Source organism: Staphylococcus intermedius NCTC 11048, from assembly GCF_002902385.1.
GTDB classification, from domain to species: Bacteria; Bacillota; Bacilli; order Staphylococcales; family Staphylococcaceae; genus Staphylococcus; species Staphylococcus intermedius.
Map to the genome: position 1 here is coordinate 1 of NZ_PPQH01000056.1, position 18,421 is coordinate 18,421.

At 38.4% G+C, this 18,421-nt stretch carries 15 protein-coding genes; 1 reads left to right on the plus strand and 14 read right to left on the minus strand.

Going from position 1 to position 18,421, the window contains the following annotated elements; all coding sequences use genetic code 11:
• Nucleotides 1-4: 4 nt before the first annotated feature.
• The 12 genes from rsgA to gmk all read right to left on the minus strand — a co-directional run bounded on the left by rsgA (nt 5) and on the right by gmk (nt 15,012).
• Nucleotides 5-880, minus strand: a complete 876-nt coding sequence (gene rsgA, locus CD138_RS11480; protein WP_019167376.1) for a ribosome small subunit-dependent GTPase A — start codon at nt 878-880, stop codon at nt 5-7.
• A gap of 187 nt (nt 881-1,067) precedes the next feature.
• Entirely contained in the window at nt 1,068-2,336 is a 1,269-nt protein-coding gene (locus CD138_RS11485) for a cytochrome P450 (protein ID WP_019167377.1), read from the minus strand.
• Nucleotides 2,337-3,519: 1,183 nt separating this feature from the next.
• Nucleotides 3,520-5,529 (minus strand): Stk1 family PASTA domain-containing Ser/Thr kinase, encoded by a 2,010-nt coding sequence (pknB, locus tag CD138_RS11490; protein ID WP_019167378.1) that lies wholly within the window; start codon nt 5,527-5,529, stop codon nt 3,520-3,522.
• Entirely contained in the window at nt 5,526-6,269 is a 744-nt protein-coding gene (locus tag CD138_RS11495; protein WP_019167379.1) for a Stp1/IreP family PP2C-type Ser/Thr phosphatase, read from the minus strand. Before CD138_RS11495 ends, pknB begins: the two co-directional genes overlap by 4 nt.
• 6 nt (nt 6,270-6,275) lie before the next feature.
• Entirely contained in the window at nt 6,276-7,370 is a 1,095-nt protein-coding gene (rlmN, locus tag CD138_RS11500) for a dual-specificity RNA methyltransferase RlmN (protein WP_019167380.1), read from the minus strand.
• Nucleotides 7,371-7,375: 5 nt separating this feature from the next.
• Nucleotides 7,376-8,677 (minus strand): 16S rRNA (cytosine(967)-C(5))-methyltransferase RsmB, encoded by a 1,302-nt coding sequence (gene rsmB, locus CD138_RS11505; RefSeq protein ID WP_019167381.1) that lies wholly within the window; start codon nt 8,675-8,677, stop codon nt 7,376-7,378.
• Nucleotides 8,678-9,610, minus strand: a complete 933-nt coding sequence (gene fmt / locus CD138_RS11510) for a methionyl-tRNA formyltransferase (protein WP_019167382.1) — start codon at nt 9,608-9,610, stop codon at nt 8,678-8,680.
• On the minus strand, nt 9,603-10,088 hold the full coding sequence (locus tag CD138_RS11515) for a peptide deformylase (protein ID WP_019167383.1): 486 nt from the start codon (nt 10,086-10,088) through the stop codon (nt 9,603-9,605). Before CD138_RS11515 ends, fmt begins: the two co-directional genes overlap by 8 nt.
• Nucleotides 10,089-10,347: 259 nt before the next feature.
• Nucleotides 10,348-12,756 carry a primosomal protein N' gene (priA, locus tag CD138_RS11520; protein WP_019167384.1) on the minus strand — a complete coding sequence of 803 codons (2,409 nt, stop codon included), beginning with the start codon at nt 12,754-12,756 and terminating at the stop codon, nt 10,348-10,350.
• Nucleotides 12,753-13,958 (minus strand): bifunctional phosphopantothenoylcysteine decarboxylase/phosphopantothenate--cysteine ligase CoaBC, encoded by a 1,206-nt coding sequence (gene coaBC, locus CD138_RS11525; protein ID WP_026066759.1) that lies wholly within the window; start codon nt 13,956-13,958, stop codon nt 12,753-12,755. Before coaBC ends, priA begins: the two co-directional genes overlap by 4 nt.
• Nucleotides 13,959-14,179: 221 nt before the next feature.
• Nucleotides 14,180-14,389, minus strand: a complete 210-nt coding sequence (gene rpoZ / locus CD138_RS11530) for a DNA-directed RNA polymerase subunit omega (protein ID WP_019167386.1) — start codon at nt 14,387-14,389, stop codon at nt 14,180-14,182.
• Nucleotides 14,389-15,012, minus strand: a complete 624-nt coding sequence (gene gmk, locus CD138_RS11535) for a guanylate kinase (protein ID WP_019167387.1) — start codon at nt 15,010-15,012, stop codon at nt 14,389-14,391. Before gmk ends, rpoZ begins: the two co-directional genes overlap by 1 nt.
• A gap of 159 nt (nt 15,013-15,171) precedes the next feature.
• Between gmk and CD138_RS11540 the strand changes: the two genes are divergently transcribed.
• The gene (locus tag CD138_RS11540; protein ID WP_019167388.1) at nt 15,172-16,875 is read left to right on the plus strand and encodes an Rqc2 family fibronectin-binding protein; all 1,704 of its coding nucleotides are present in this window, start codon (nt 15,172-15,174) and stop codon (nt 16,873-16,875) included.
• 498 nt (nt 16,876-17,373) lie between these two features.
• Here the strand turns inward: CD138_RS11540 and CD138_RS14700 are convergent, their stop codons facing one another.
• Both CD138_RS14700 and CD138_RS11550 read right to left on the minus strand, forming a co-directional pair.
• Complete coding sequence (locus CD138_RS14700; RefSeq protein ID WP_241538840.1) at nt 17,374-17,589, minus strand: hypothetical protein; 216 nt, start codon at nt 17,587-17,589, stop codon at nt 17,374-17,376.
• A gap of 485 nt (nt 17,590-18,074) precedes the next feature.
• A partial coding sequence (locus tag CD138_RS11550) for a cysteine hydrolase family protein (protein WP_142380755.1) occupies nt 18,075-18,421 on the minus strand: 347 nt, incomplete at its 5' end.

The following is an 18,421-nucleotide window of genomic DNA, read 5'->3' on the forward strand; positions in this document are numbered from 1 at the left end:
GTCATTAGTATCTTACCTTTCGATTTGATATTTCATTATATAGTTGTACGTAATGGTCATAACGAAATGCGGGCAACTCCCCTGCATCTAACATCGCTTTGACGTGACAACGAGGTTCATTGATATGATAACAATCTCTAAACTTACAGTACGCGCCTAACTCGGCAATATCAATAAAATAGTTTCGCAAATCTTCTTTTTCAATATGATCAAAATCTAAAGCACTAAAACCAGGTGTGTCTGCGATATGGCCATTTTCACGTGGATAAAGTTCAACATGACGTGTCGTGTGCTTGCCTCGGTTGAGTGACTGTGAAATTTCATTCGTCTCTAACTCAAGACTTGGTGCATAACGATTGAGCAATGTTGATTTTCCTACACCAGACTGACCACTCAACACAGCGAGTCCTGGCGCCCATTGTTGAAAGACTTCTTCCACATCGTCATCTTTACCGATAAATTGGGTTTGGTAGCCGATTTGTTCGTAATATTCGAGAACCTTTTCAATTGCTGCTTGTTCTTCTTGATTGGCAAGATCTTTTTTCGTAATGAGTATACTCGGCTGCAACCCGTATGAATGGCCAATCACAAGAAAACGATCTAACAATTGTGTTGAAAAATCAGGAGACACCGCACTCATCACCACAATGAGTAAATCGATGTTGCTCACTGGCGGTCTTTTTAATTCATTACGACGGTCATGTACATGTTGAATATAGCCTGATGCGTGCGTTTCTACATCAATATCCACAATATCTCCAACGATAGGCGTAATTTGTTTTTTTCTGAAAAGTCCGCGTGGTTTGGCATCAAACATCTCACCGTTGACGTCAACGCGATAGACACCGCTGATTGATTTAATAATTCGACCTGTTTTCAAATTCACACCTCTTTTTTGTTAATATCCTCAATTATTATATCAAAGCCTTATACACAATGACACGATTAAATGCTTGAAACGATCTTTAGCTATTATGGCTAACTTACCAAATAAAAAAAGAGATAACATCCCTCTTATTTTAAAAGAACGTTATCTCGTTTCATTTCAGACTGCCTATATGTCCAAATTAAATTCTTGGATATACATTTTTAATGACTGTCCCACTTGTCACTTTACCTGGGAATTGATCTAATTTCACAGATAAATCTTGTGCTGGTGCATCGAAATCGATTTTATTCGCAAAATATTGAATCGTTTCTTCCATCACAATCACAGTCATCCATTCACCCGCGCAACGATGATTCGTATAGAAATCACCACCGCCTTGTGGAATCAAATCAAATGGACTGCCATCCCAGTTTTCGAAGCGGTCTGGGTTAAATTGATATGGATTTTCAAATAATTCAGGGTCATGTGTCGTACCAAAAATATCTAACGCAACTAATGTGCCCTTTTTAATTTTAAAACCGTCAAATTCAACCGTTTTTGTTAATCTTCCTGGTAAAAATGGAACAAATGGGAAAATACGACGCACTTCTTGAGCAAATTTATACGCGTAGTTCGGATCGTTGGTCACTTGTAATTTTTTACGTTCTTGATCAAATTCAATTAACGCTTTCACACCGTAACTTACAAAACGATTCACCGCTACAAGTGGACGTACGATATTCATTAAATCCACTGCACATAAATGCGAATCCATCGGTTGATTGTTTAAGTCTTTCCAATGCGCAAACTCATATAAAGCAGTTCCTGGCTCTGCATATTGTTTTCCCGCACGCACCGCTTCAATTTGATCTTGTAAAAATTGTTCCACACGTGCACGCGCCTTTTTCGCTTGACGATACCCTTTTAAGGATTGACCTAATCCACTAAACGAGTCAATCATAATATTCATATCTTCCGCATTTTTAGCCGCTTCTTCATCCGTTTGTTTTAAACCAGCCCAACGGAAACCAACTTGAGTTAAAATCAAACCTGCTTCTTTATAGACGTTGACTTCATCCATATTTTGCATTCGTTCAGTGTGCATAAACCAATAGTTTCGTGTCAATTCACGTAAATATTTCAAATTTTTCTCAGTCATTAAAGACATAAAAAGCGCTTTACGATCAACATGCACTTTACCTTCTGTCGTATGAATCGCACCTTTTCCGAATAAAGTATGTACAATTCGTTTTGGCAATGTGCCTTTTCTTGAAATTTTATCGTTATCATAAAATAATTTTGCTGCTGCTTTCCCACTAATCACAACAACGGGTTTCATTCCGAGTGCACGCGTTTCAAAAGCTTTCGTCCCAAATTGCTCTAAACGTTTTGGTACATATGTGTATGCTTCGTTGATAATTTTAAACGTATTGTCTAATCCCGTATCTTTAGGTAATTTCTTTGCCACTATAAGTCCCCCCGAAAACCTTTTTAATTTTTCATCCCCTATTATACGTGGTAATAAACAAATTGTAATGCAAAAATCTAAAATTCATCATTATTCCTATTACATTCATCTGCATTTCATAACACGAGCGCATCCCTCTCAATGCCAGTGACTTATTTAACACAACAGTCCTCGAAATCCCGCCGAGTTAAAAACAGAAGCAAAAAAGCTGTGACATTAGACGGCGCATCCATTGTCACAGCTTCATTCGATTGTATTTGTTACTGAACTCAGTTGAATTGTAGGCTTAGCCCCCAGGAACGCGAGCCCCCGATTGCATCAATAAAGCTAAATATTAAATTAACAAAGCATCGTTCAGCAACTTTAACTTTCTACTCCTTCACAAACAAAAGATGAAGGATTCATTGTTTTAATACAAAAGTATGTACCTGTTTTTAAACCCGAAACTGATTGCCTGAACGATGCTTCTCGCAAAACACAAAAAGCCTTATTGAATTGCAATCTGGGCGAGACTCCTGAGGGATCAGCTGACCCGGAAAATCCAATTCAGCTCCATTTAAATTTATATTACAATGAAGCTGAATTTAGTTGTAGGGTCAGCCCCTAGGAACGCGATCCCTCGATGGCATCTATAAAGCTAGCTATTAAATTAACAAAGCATCGTTCAGCAACTTTAACTTTCCATTCTCTCACAAACAGAAGATGAAGGATTCATTGTTTTAATACAAAAGTATGTACCTGTTTTTAATACCGAAACTGATTGCCTGAACGATGCTTTCCTCAAAAACACAAAAGCCTTATTGAATTGCAACCTGGGCGAGACTCCTGAGGGATAAAAAAACAACTAAATAGGATTTCTACTGTTTAATAGTGCTTACTGTTTAACGCAGTAGCTGTCTGACTTCTCAATGCTGTTGCTTTTGAGAAGTCTAGTCAGCCTTGCGGGGGCAGTACTACGAAATCTTTGTTGTACATGAGATTTCTGTACTGCTCCCAAAATCCATCAACGCTTCAGCAAATGTAACAGTTTAATCTAGCGTTAGTTAGTTGTAGGGTCAGCCCCTAGGAACGCGAGCCCTCGATTGCATCAATAAGGCTAAATATTAAATTAACAAAGCATCGTTCAGCAATCAGTAGGATTGCAAATTCACCGAAATGCTAGAAAACAAAAACACTTCATCTTTTAAAAATCATCATAATCAATCGTCTTTTTCGCTACTATTTTGCCATCTACTTTAATCACATACTTCGCCGACTTATCTTTCTCTATCACAAATTGCATCGTTTGCGGCGTGTCTCTCGTAATATTAAACGTTTCAGCAGGTTTTTGACCATTATCATTTTGATCCGTTATGAAAACTTCTACTTTTTGAGGTTTATCATTTTTACCTGTATAAGGAATATTCACCGTCTCACTGTATGTCTTCGATACTGAATCACTGTCATCCTCTTCTTCCTCACCAGTAGAAACGATAAAGCTCACGGTATCGCCCTCTTCAACATTTGTCTTTTTAGGTGAATGGTTAATGATATGATGCTTTTTCACATGACGGTCTGAGCGCTCTTTTTCAATTTCGACGACAAGCCCTTCACCTTCTAGTTCTGCTTTTACATCATCTATATCCTTGTTCGTATAATCACCTACATAAACTTGACGTTTACCGAGTGATTCTGTGACTTCAACCTTATCTTGTGTGACTGCCACATTTTGACCTGCTGGAATGCTTTGTGCTTCAATATGGCCTTTTTCAATATTATTTTCAGTATAGGCCGTCGTAAAAGTCACATGCGTGAAACCTAATTCCTTCAATCTTCGTTCGGCGTCTTGTTTCGTCATACCGACCAAGTTTGGCATCGCTTCAACACGTTGTCCTTTTGAAATGACAAGGTCAACACTACTTTCTTGTTCCACTTTAGTGCCCTCTTCTGGATCAACTGTCATCACTTGGTCTTTACTATAACGATCACTATAATCATACGTGACGTCACCCACAGACAATTTATTATCTTTCAATAATTTTTCTGCTTGTGCTTTTGATTTACCAAGCACTTCAGGAACTTGACTGTATTTATCTCCAGTCATCGCTGCACCCATAAAAATAAACAAGCTCCCTAATAGAAGCAATAAAATCACACCGAAAATCATCTTTTTGCGTCCCGAACGTTTCGGCGGTGGACTGTAATAGACAGGTTGTGATTTCGGTTGTGGCTTATGTTGACCTTCACGTTGCTTTTCAGTCGTGACAATCGGAATTTGTGCCGTTTTCTCAACAGATTGACCTTGCTTGGCTTGTTCAGCTTTTAATGCATTTTTATTAATAGGCACAGTTTTCGTTGCAGTGCCGTCCACTTCATATATCGCTTCGTTTTGACGACTCGGATCTAAAGTCGACATGACGTCATGCGCCATTTCTGACACTGAACGATAACGATGGCTTTGATCTTTTTCTGTCGCTTTTAAAATCACATTACTTAACGCTTGTGGTACATCTCTTTTCGTATCCGTTACATTCGGTACAGATTCCTGTATTTGTTTTATTGCAATACTCACTGCTGTTTCGCCACTAAACGGCGGATGCCCTGTTAACATTTCATACAAAACAATACCTATTGAATAAATGTCAGAACGTTCGCCTGTTTTTTCACCTTTAGCTTGTTCAGGAGATAAGTATTGGACAGTACCGACAACATGATTCGTTTGCGTCATCGCCGTTTCACTGAGCGCTTTCGCAATACCAAAGTCAACAATTTTCAATGTTTGATTTCGATCAATAATCATGTTTTGCGGCTTAATATCACGATGGACAATGCCACGTTCATGCGCATGACGAATCCCACTTAAAATTTGCTCAATAAAATAAAGTGCTTTTTCAGGCTTTAATGGACCATTGGCTTTAATATAATCAGAAAGCGTTGGTCCTTCAATATACTCCATGACAAGAAAGAAAAAATCGACTTCTTCGCCAACGTCTAAAACACTGACAATGTTTGGATGTGTCAGTATCGTTGTGTTTTGAACTTCTCTTTCAAAACGTTGAATCGTCGCTTGCTTTTCGTTCGGCGGAATATTAATGAGTTTCACAGCGACTTGACGGTTCAATATCGTATCCATCGCGACATACACATTCGACATGCCACCGCCACCGAGAATTTGTTTCAACTCGTAGCGGTCATCTATTAAACGTCCTATCATACAGGTTCACCTGCAATTTCAGCGAGAATAAATGAAACATTATCCTTTGCTTCATGTTCTTCGGCAGCTGTGAGCATATTTTCGCCGATTTCTTGAATGGTCTTACGTTCATTCAACAGCTCATGTAATTGATGTGGTTTCACATAGTCTGTTAAACCATCAGAATTTAATATCAGATATTGGTAAAATTGCGTACGCTTAGTGAAAATATCAGGTGTCACGAAACGATTTGTGCCCATCACTTTCGTAATAATATGTCTTCTCGGATGTACGAAAGCTTCTTCTTCTGTTATTTCACCTAACATCACGAGCTGGTTCACGAAAGTATGGTCAATCGTCACTTGATCCATCGTTCTCCCATTCGTCAAATAGGCACGTGAATCGCCTACATTCGCGATAACAATATGATGATCAAATACTAATGCACACACACAAGTTGTCCCCATACCGTGGTACTCAGGATTTTGTTGTGCTTGGTCATAGAGATCACGATTGACGATTTGAAGTTGATGTTTCAACCAAGCTTCTGCCTGTTCAGGTTCAATATAATTTTCAGCTTCAAATCTTTCCTGTAAAGCATCTACAACAAATCGAGATGCGACTTCACCTGCTTGATGACCGCCCATACCGTCACATAACACTAAAAGTTGTTGCTCTGTTTTATTGTAAAACACGCCACCTGCATCTTCATTGTTTTCACGAAAATTCCCTGCTACTGAAAAAAATTCTGCATTTAACATTATGTTCTACCTCGTTTCTGCTTGACGTTCCTTTGCTCTAAGTTGTCCACATGCTGCATCAATATCTGCGCCTTGTTCACGTCTAATTGTAGCATTAATGCCTAATTTTTTTAATTCTTTTTCAAATTTAAAAATGTCATCCTTAGGCGTTTTCACATAATTACGTTCTGGCACATGGTTCACTGGAATTAAATTCACATGACAGTTCAGTGGTTTAATCAATTTCGCTAATTCACGCGCATGTTCAAGTTGATCATTAACGCCACCAAAGAGTCCATATTCAAACGTAATACGACGATTTGTTTTTTCTTGATAATATTGAATCGCTTCCATCAATTTATCCACATCGTATGCGCGGTTAATTGGCATTAATTTTGAACGAATTTCATTATTTGCTGCGTGTAAACTCACCGCAAAGTTAATTTGAAGTGATTCATCCGCAAAATCATAAATTCTCGGTACAATCCCTGACGTTGAAACGGTAATATGACGTGCACCGATATTTAAGCTATTATCATCATTCACAATTTTTAAGAAGTCCATCATTTCATCGTAGTTTTCAAATGGCTCCCCAATGCCCATAATAACAATAGAAGAAACACGTTCGTCCGTTTCATCTAACGCTTTTTGAACAGTTAACACTTGTGACACGATTTCGCCCGCTTCTAAGTTACGTTTCAAGCCACCGAGTGTCGATGCACAAAACGTACAACCGATACGACAGCCCACTTGTGTCGTCACACATACGGAATTACCGTAATCGTGGCGCATTAATACGGTCTCAATCGTATAGCCATCCTGTAATTCAAATAAAAATTTAATCGTACCATCACGACTTTCTTGACGGACAACCGTCTCCAAAGTTGTTATCGTAAAATGGTCAGCAAGAAGTTGACGTAATTCTTTTGATAAATTCGTCATGTCTTCAAAAGCATCTACACGCTTGTCGTAAAGCCATTCGTAAATTTGTTTGGCACGGAAACTTTGTTGGCCATTGTCTTTCAACCAACTTTGTAATTCATCAAATCGCATTGAATAAATTGATTGTTTCTCAAAGTCTGGCAAAAATTTATTCTTCTTTTTCTTTTCAGCAGTAATCATATCGTCTACCCTTTCTTCCTTACTCTCGTTATAAAAAAGCCATCTGCATGCATATCTTGTGGCAATAGTTGCAATGTTTTCACTGTTTCATGTGTACGTGGGTCTTCAATTGGATCAAATTCAAAGTCAGGATGAGACTTCAAAAAGGTATAAATCACATTGTCGTTTTCAAGTTGTTCTATTGTACAAGTGGAATACACCAATGTGCCTCCTACTTTCAAATGCTTAGAAACATTGTCGATGATACGTAATTGTAAATCTACTAAGCCCTCTACATCTTGGGGTGTCATCATATATTTAATTTCTGGTTTATGTCTCAAGACGCCAAGTCCACTGCACGGCGCATCAAGTAATATTTTGTCAAATTGTTGATCGTACGGCTCTGTGGCGTCGTGTTGTGCAGCACGAATCCCTTTAAGATGTAATTTGCGAATATTATGGTCAATCAGTTGAATTTTATGCGCATGCACATCTGTTGCAAGCACTGTACCCTGACCATTTAAAATTTCAGCCATATGACACGCCTTACCTCCAGGCGCACTACAGCTGTCTAACACGTTGTCACCCGGTTGTAATTCCATATATTCCGCGACAAACATGGAACTTTTATCTTGAATACTGATCCATCCATTGTCGAATAGTTCAGACGTCATCACACCATGACCTGAGACATGAAGACAAACATCAAGATCCACATCACGTTGCACATCGAAACCTTCAGCCATCAAACGTTCTATCGCTTCATCTACTGTGATTTGCGTACGATTCACGCGGACAGTTTGTGTGGCAGGAAGTAGTAAATTAGCCGCAATCGCTTCTGTGGTTTCTGCCCCGAAATGTGTTAACCAATGTTTGATAATCCAAGTCGGTATACTGTATTGAATGGATAGACGCTCAGGTTGCTTTTTGATGGAAGCAATGTCTGGAAGCGGTTGTGATGTCATTTGGCGTAAAATCGCATTGACTGTATTTCCAGTTTGTGTACCGCCACGTTTCTTTGCGATATTCACTGCTTCGTTAATGAGCGCATGCATTGGAATTTTATCTAAATACAGGTACTGATAGAGACTCATCCATAATAGACGACGGACCCAACCTTTAATTTTAGTTTTAATAAACGGCTTCAAATAATAATCTAATGTCAGTTTCCGCTTAATCGTCCCATATACAAGTTCTGTATATAAACCGCGGTCAGCTGCATTTAATGGATACGTTTGTAACATCTCATTCATTTTTAAATTACTGTAAGCCCCGTCTTTCAAAACCGCTTCAATTGTCATTAAACTTAATTCACGAACTGTGACCATTTAGATGAGTTCCTTTCCAACTAGAGATGTTTGGAAACCACTTAAAAATTGTGCAACTGGCATTCTTTTCTTCCCTGCTAATTGAATTTCAGTCAGTGCAATCGCATCGTCTGAGCCTGTACCGACAATGATTTGTTTTTTCGTCACATCGATAATCTCACCCGGACGTCCGGATTGACCCGATACGAATTGCGCTTCATATAATTTCATATTTTTATCTTCAAACGTCGTATATGCAACAGGCCATGGTGATAGACCGCGAATATGGTTGAATATCGTACGTGCATCTTGTGTCCAATCAATACGTTCATCAGCGCGTTGTATGTTCGAAGCAAAACTCACTAAAGCTTCATCTTGTGGTGTACGGTCATTCGTCCCATTTAAAATTGAAGGGAGTGTCTCTTTTAACAAATCCGTACCGAGTGCACTCAACTTATCATGCATTGTCCCGACATTGTCCGTGTCTTCAATTGGAATCGCACGCTGTGAAATGATATCACCAGCATCTAACTTTTTCACCATGTACATAATCGTGACACCTGTTTCCGCTTCACCATCGATAATAGCTTGATGAATCGGTGCACCCCCACGATATTTCGGTAATAATGACGCATGCACATTGACCGCACCGAATTTGGGATGTTCAAGTAATGATTCAGGCAATAATTGACCAAACGCAGCTGTTACGATCAAGTCACAATCCATATTGAGTAATGCATCGAGTTCTTCTGAGCCAGTTAATTTTTCAGGTTGATATACAGGAATATCATGCGCGACAGCAACCTTTTTCACTGGAGGCGGAGTGAGTACGCGTTTACGTCCCACAGGTCTGTCGGGTTGAGTGACAACTGCAATCACCTCTTCAGTGTCGATTAACATTTCTAAAATTGCGGTTGAAAAATCAGGTGTCCCCATAAAAATAATTTTACTCATCTTCTAAATAAGCCTCCAATTCTGCATTTGAAATTTCTCGATCCATAATATCTACAAATAAAATACCATTTAAGTTATCAATGACATGTAAAATCATACGTGCGATGTCATCATAAGCCGTCATTTCGACTTCATTGCCATTCAAATCGTAACTCCGCACAGTAATCATACGACTGCGTGTCACTTCACCAAAACGACCTGGCACGCTCAAGCACCCTTCAAGTTCAGTCGCTGTCTCATCTGATTGGGCAATGACTTCAGGATTGATCAGCTGCAACAAACCATCTTGTTCCATATCCACAATCGCAACACGTTCACTCACACCAATTTGTGGTGCTGCTAACGCTTGACCTTCTGCATCATATAACGTATCTTCCAAATCTTGAATGAGGTCTTTTAAATGCGCATCAAACGCAGTTACAGGCGCAGCTTTTTTTCTTAAAATGGGATGCATATGTGTTTTAATTTTTCTGATCATAGCCTTCATCGCCCCTCACGAAAATTTATCATTATATTATAGCTTATTCTCACCGAAATTGCGATAGCCTATCATCGTCATCATAACAAAAAAGTCATCGTTCATCATGCTTCGTACGCAAAAAAGAAAGACAAATCGTTCACTGATAAATTTTGAAATCTATCTCGTTGAACCATTTGCCCTTTGATTGCCCTGAATACCTTTGATGGCTATATAACCACATTGGAAACACTAGCATATGAATACTTAGCCAAACTCTTTACATCATCATATATGGATTGATGTCTATTTTAAGCGCTAATTTATTCTTCATAAACATTTCGTGATAGTAATCATCTAAATACGTCAGTGCATGAATGAGTGACGGTTCGCTTTTGTATTTTACTAACACTTGGAAGCGGTACTCATTATTAATACGCGGAATGACTGACGGTGATGGCCCTAACACGAACGCTTTATCTGTCAAATGTTGCAACAAAATTTGATGGACGTGTGTCGCCGCTTGCAGTACTTCTTTCGTCTTTTCATGCGTAATCGTAAAGTTAATTAAATAATAGTACGGCGGGTATTGCCCTAACTTTCGAAACTGCATTTCTTTTTGGTAAAAGTTCAAATAATCATTTTGTTGCACATCTTTAATCGCGTAATGATCCGGATTATACGTTTGAATAATGACTTCTCCCTTTTTCTCATGACGGCCTGCACGCCCTGCCACTTGGGTCAAAATTTGGAACGTCCGTTCACTCGAGCGAAAATCAGGTAGGTTCAACATGGTGTCCGCATTAAGTACGCCGACGAGTGTAATGTTTGGAAAGTCCAATCCTTTCGCAATCATCTGTGTGCCTAACAAAATGTCGCCATGCCCTTCACCAAACTGTTTCAACAATTTTTCATGACTTCCCTTTCGAGTCGTCGTATCGACATCCATGCGAATTGTTCGTGCATCGGGAAATTGTTGTTGCAATAACTCTTCCACACGTTGCGTTCCTGTACCCATTTGACGAATATGTTCACTTTCACAATTTGGACATTGAAATGGCGCTTGTTCTTGGTAACCACAATAATGACATTTCAATTGATCACTCGACTTATGATACGTTAATGAAATATCACAGTTCGGACATTGGGGCACATGACCACAGTCACGACACAACATAAATGACGCATAGCCACGACGATTCAAAAAGAGGACGACTTGTTCTTTACGTGCAAGTCGTTGTTCTATCGCTTCCACTAGCCGCTCTGAAAACATCGAACGGTTGCCATTCGCCAGTTCTTCCCGCATATCCAAAATTTCCACATCCGGTAATGGCTGTTGATTGACACGTGACGGCATCGATAACAGTGTATAAACACCTTTCTCAGCACGCGCATAACTTTCTAGACTCGGTGTCGCACTGCCTAACACGAGTGGACATTGATGATATCGACTACGCCATTCCGCAATATCTTTCGCATGATAACGTGGATAATCTTCTTGTTTATACGTCGATTCATGCTCTTCATCAATAATAATCATGCCTAAATTTTTAAACGGCGCAAACACACTTGAGCGCGCACCTACACTCACACGCGCACGGCCATCACGAATTTTTTGCCATTCATCATAACGTTCGCCGTTCGACAAAGCGGAATGTAAGACAGCTACTTCATCACCAAAGCGGCGTTTAAATCGCAATACCATTTGAGGCGTTAATGCAATTTCCGGCACAAGCATCATCGCTTCTTTACCTTGTGCGAGGACATCTTCAATAATCTGGAGATACACTTCTGTTTTACCTGAGCCCGTTACGCCGTGAAGTAAAAACGTTTCAGCTTGTTGACGTTCGACTGACTCTAATAAGGTATCATACGCAACTTGTTGTTCTTTTGTCAGTTCGCGCTTTTGTTCTTGTTCGAAAACGCGCCCTTCATACGGATTGCGTTCCACTACAGCATCATATTTTTCGATGACGCCTTCTCTTTCTAACGTATTGATGGCTGAAGTTGAAAATGCCATTTCTTTTAATTCTTGCAACAGGACACCACGATGGCGCTCATCAAGTAAAAATGCGAGTACCTCATATTGTTTCGGTTTCTTTTCAGCCACTTCCAAGTACGCTTCAGCCAATTCAGTAGACACCACTTTGACTGCTCGTCGCGTCTTCTTTGTCGTGTTTTGCGATAAAATCGTCACAGCTTCCACTTGTCCTTCTTTTAAATAAGCGAGTAACTGCTCAATATTTTCATCTTGTTGTGCTTGTTTATAGTAGTACAACCCTTCTTTATTGAAATGCGCGACCATTTCGTCAGGCAAATCTGCGTCATCTTTTAACTGAAAAGCTTTCGAATATTTCGCTTTAATCGCACTCGGCAACATCGCTTCAAGTATCGAGATGCGTTTAGAGACAAAATATCGGCTGTACCAGTCACTCAGCTGAACGAGTTCTGTCGTCAGTTCCGGCTGAATATCTTTCACTTCAATAATGGGCTTCAATTTTTCTAAGTCATATTCTGCTGCTTCATCAGGCACACATGTCATGACATACCCTTGAATTTTACGTGGCCCAAACGGCACAATGACACGCACACCAGGCTGTACCGCATTTTCTAAATCAGCGGGTATCATGTAATCGAACGTTTTATCTACACTTTTGGATGAAACGTCTACGATAACTTGAGCAATCATACATCCCATCTACTTTCTAATATCGATAAAATTTGAAACGCCAATTTCTTTTTAGGTCCTTTTTGTAATGTTTCCGTTGTGCCATCTTTAAAGTAAAGTGACACTTCATTTTGGTCTGAACTAAAACCAATGGACGTGTCTCCCACATTATTGGCGATAATGACATCAGCATTTTTACGTGCGAGCTTGTCTTGGGCATAACTTTCCATATTTTGTGTTTCTGCCGCAAAGCCAACGAGTTTTTGTGTTGTTTTGTGCTCACCTAAATATTTCAATATATCTTGTGTCCGCTTGAAAGTCACGGTCACATCACCGTCTTGCTTTTTCATTTTATGTGCTAACGGTTCGACAGGTGTATAATCAGAAACCGCCGCAGTTTTGAAAATAATGTCTTGGTGTTCGAAACGCTGCTTCACTGCTTGAAACATGTCTTCAGCCGTTGTCACTTGCACGACTTCAACATTGCGCGGTGGCTCGATAGAAGTAGGCCCTGTCACCAACGTTACGTCCGCGCCTACCTTTTGAAGTGCCGCTGCAATCGCATATCCCATTTTCCCCGACGCTCTATTCGATACAAAACGGACGGGGTCAATCGTTTCAACAGTGGGACCTGCAGTCACTAACACTTTTTTGTTACGGTAAAAAGCAGATTGCTGTTGATTTGTATGATCTTGACCTGCTCGATCTAACACGGCCTTAATTTCGAGTGGTTCTGCCATACGTCCTTTCGCCACATAGCCACATGCTAAAAAGCCTTCTCCAGGTTCAATAAAGTGGTACCCGTCGTCCATCAATGTTTGAATATTTGCTTGAATGCGTGGGTTTTCATACATATGAACGTTCATTGCTGGCGCCATAAATTTAGGCGTTGTCGTCGCGAGCAATGTTGTCGTCACCATATCGTCTGCTATCCCGTGGCTTAACTTTGAAATGATGTTCGCTGTCGCTGGTGCAACGACAATCGCGTCCGCCCAATCGCCTAAAGCAATATGTTGAATCTCAGCCGGATTTTCCTCTAAAAAAGTATTCGTGTAAACTGCATTTCGACTAATTGCTTGAAATGATAAAGGTGTGACGAATTGTTGTGCATGTTCTGTCAACATGACGCGCACATCATAACCACCTTGTGTGAGTTTACTTGTTAAATCTATGGCTTTATATGCTGCGATACCGCCAGTTACAGCTAACAAAATATTTTTCATCATTTCCACTCCTGTTTTTTTCACTCTTAAAAGCATTATAATATATTTACCGTTTTGTTTCATATGTCATTGCTTTTCATCATTATGCCATGCAACTTACAAGAAAAATCTTCAGCTCATCTTACGTGAATAATTAAAAAAAGCCTTTCAAAATCGTCTCAACTGATGGAGACAACTTTGAAAAGCGTATGAATAAGAGACATGAATTGTCCAGATTTGAATTAAAAGTGTGATTCATCAACATGCGGATGAATTTTGTTTGCGGCGATTTCTTCTAACGCACGGCCTACTGTTTTTTTGCTTTCATAACCATCTAATAACAAACTTTCAGGGTCAGCTTGCAACTCACGGGCACGTTTCGCTGCTGTTGTCGCAATTAAATATTTAGAGTTAATTTTATCTTGTAATTGGTGTAACGGTGGGTATAACATTATTTTTTGGCCTCCAATAACATTTTTCTGTATTTCGCTTCAATACGTTCACGCTTTAAATGTTCAGCTTCAACAATGGATTGAATGCGGTCTTTCGCTAGATCCACTTCATCATTCACGACAACATAATCGTAAAGGTTCATCATCTCAACTTCTTTTTTCGCTTCTTTGACACGACTTTCAATTTTTTCTTTTGATTCTGTACCACGACCAATTAAACGTTCTGTTAAATGATCAAGACTTGGTGGTGCTAAAAAGATAAATAGCGCATCTGGAAATTTTTTGCGCACTTGCTTGGCCCCTTCAACTTCAATCTCTAAGAAGACATCATGACCTGCATTCATCGTATCTCTGACATATTGTACAGGTGTGCCGTAATAATTTCCTACATACTCTGCGTATTCAATAAATTCATCTTGTTCGATGAGATTTTCAAATTCTTCTCTCGTTTTGAAAAAATAATCAACCCCATCTTGTTCCCCTTCTCGCATTTGACGCGTTGTCATTGAGATGGAATATTTATAAGATGTGTGTGGATCATCAAAAATACGTTTTCTAACTGTGCCCTTGCCAACTCCAGAAGGGCCTGAGAGTACTATGAGTAAGCCTTTTTCAGTATCCATGCCTTACGACCTTTCTTCGCTATTCTTCTATTTATTAACATATCTTACCACAATTTTTATTGAATTGCATAGAGGTCCAAGCGAAAACTTTAGTTCTGACGTGCTTTGATAGGCGTGTTATAATAATGTAATGAAAATTTTTAAAGGTGGCAGATAATTATGGCATTTGATGGTGTATTTACAAGAAAAATGGTAGAAGAATTACAATTTCTCGTTTCTGGACGTATTCATAAAATCAATCAACCGGAAAACGATACAATTATCATGGTTGTGAGACAGCAACGCCAAAACCATCAATTGTTGTTGTCGATTCACCCGAACTTTGCACGGATTCACCTCACTACAAAAAAATATGATAATCCATTCGAACCACCAATGTTTGCACGTGTCTTCCGTAAACATCTAGAGGGCGGACGTATACTTGCCATTCGTCAAATCGGAAATGACCGCCGTATCGAAATGGACGTTGAAAGTAAAGATGAGATTGGCGACACAATTCATCGTACGGTCATTTTAGAAATTATGGGCAAGCATAGTAATCTCATCCTTGTTAATGAAGAACGTAAAATTTTAGAAGGCTTTAAACATCTCACACCAAATACGAATCAATTCAGAACGGTTATGCCTGGTTTTCAATATGAAGCGCCACCGACACAACATAAACAAAACCCTTATGATTACACGGGGGCAGAAGTCCTACAACATATTGATTTCAATGCGGGTAAAATTGATCGCCAATTATTACAAACATTTGAAGGATTTTCACCTTTAATCGCTAAAGAAATTACAGGAAGACGCCATTTTATGACAACACAAACGTTACCTGAAGCGTTTGATGAAGTAATGGCGGAAACAACAGCAGTGCCGCAACCGGTGTTCCATAAAAATCATGACACGGGTAAAGAAGACTTTTATTTTATGAAGCTCCAACAGTTTTACGATGATTGTGTCATGTACGAGTCACTGCATGAGTTACTCGACCGTTTTTATGATGCACGCGGTGAACGTGAACGTGTGAAGCAACGTGCCAATGATTTAGTAAAACTCGTCCAACAATTGCTTCAAAAATATCAAAATAAATTGAGTAAACTCGTTGATGAACAAGCGGGAACAGAAGAAAAAGAGAATCAACAATTGTACGGTGAATTGATTACAGCAAATATTTATCAACTGAAACCTGGTGATCGCCAATTAGAAACGGTAAATTACTATACAGGAGAAAACGTGACGATTCCATTAGATCCACAAAAGTCACCTGCCGAAAATGCGCAATACTATTACAAACAATATAATCGTATGAAAACACGCGAGCGCGAACTGACACACCAAATCGCCTTAACAGAAGAAAATATCGCTTATTTCGAGAATATCGAACAACAATTGTCACATATTCAAGTGCATGAAATTGACGACATTCGTGAAGAATTGGCTGAACAAGGCTTTTTAAAACAGAAGAAACAGCAAAAAAAGAAAAAACAACAAAAAATCCAATTGCAATCCTATATTTCTACTGATGGCGATACGATTTTAGTTGGAAAAAATAATAGACAAAATGACTATTTGACGAACAAGCGCGCGCAAAAATCACATTTATGGTTTCATACGAAAGACATTCCAGGAAGTCACGTTGTCATTTTAAATGATGCGCCGAGTGAGCAAACGATTGAAGAAGCGGCGATGATTGCGGCTTACTTTTCAAAGGCGGGTCAATCTGGACAAATTCCGGTTGATTATACAACGATTCGTCATGTGCATAAACCAAGTGGCAGTAAACCAGGATTTGTGACATACGATAACCAGAAGACACTTTATGCGACACCAGATTATGATATGATTCGTCAGTTGAAAGCTGAAGAAGTGTAAAAGAGATAGTGAGAAAATTATTATTTATTAGACTGTAGTATCGAATTTATCTTAGAAAATGAAGAGTCCATCTCAAACCCTAATATCACTTTCACTATTGTAACGCAGAAAAATGTAAAACGGTTCACTACCTAATATAGTAATGAACCGTTTTATATATTAATAAACATACTGTTTTCTTAATTGATCAATAAAATTTTGTTTGGAAATAGCTATCCCTAATTCTTTATGGAAGTTGCGTAACGTGCTAAATCTATATGGGTTCAAAGTTCTAAAAGTAAGAGTATCTCCATTTTCACTCTTAGAACAAATCTCAATATACTTATTTACATAGTTCTTAACTCTTGAGAAAATACGGTTTGAATTCTTTAAATAAAAGTTCTTCTCATTTGGATTTTTAAAATGATATATTCTTGAATAGTCAATATATTTTTCATCGATAATAGTCAACTTACTGAAATCTAAAACCTTCAAGCACATTTTCCCATCGTGACTTCTTTATGTTGTATAAGGAAATAGATGACTCAAATTTCTATGCTTATCAGAAATAGCTGACCGAAGTGGAATGGCTATCAATTGATTATTGATATCAAGAATCATAACACCATGGCCACGTGTATTATCTTCTTGAAACTCATCTAAATATTGATAAGTATCAAAATAGTCTTGCGTTAGTAGATGAAAATACAAACTATTCCTATTGATTTTTGACATAAATTAAATCTGTATTATACAAAAAAGGGCTTTCTTTTTAGAGTCGCGCCCCTTACGACTGCATCAACTTTAGAGTATTTTCTTTTTAGAGTCGGTACTACTCTCCGACTACTTCTAATTGAATCATACCAAAAACACCACGAGTGTCAATTATGAACACTATTTCGGATCAATTTCTTTCAATAAATCTGCCACTAAAGTACGAGCTTTGGCAAACGATAGAATACTTATTATTTATAAGTACTATTAGAATTTCATTGATATTGAAAGATATCTTAGTTTTTTAGCTATTTTGTAGGCTAAGTCTTGTAAACTTTAAAATATACAATTTTCATGCCAATATCAGGTAATTTAAAAACTTTTCTTCCATTGTAGAGCCAACAGTATATAAATTATTAGTATCTGAATCTGATATATATAATGTGTTCGTTAATTCAATTTTCATTGTGTCTAAACAAATATTATTGATTAAACTACTCACCTCATCACGCTGTATATAATTCTTTGTATTCGTCATAATACAATACCTCTATGCAGTTTGACCAATCTAAAACAGTTCCAATAAAATCATAGATATCTAACCCCTTCATCTCATAGGTTGCTTCATCATTTACAGTTACTGTGGCATCTTCTATAAACGTCACCTTAATATTTTCATGATATGCACTTATCGCAGTAAATAAACAACAGTATTCCGTATTGAAACCAGTTATAAATATATGGTCTATATTTTTTTCTTTTATATACGCTTTAAAATTATTATTAGTAAAAGCACTAGGCTCACTTTTTTCAAATACTTTACTATTATTTGTATCTACTATTATCTCAATAT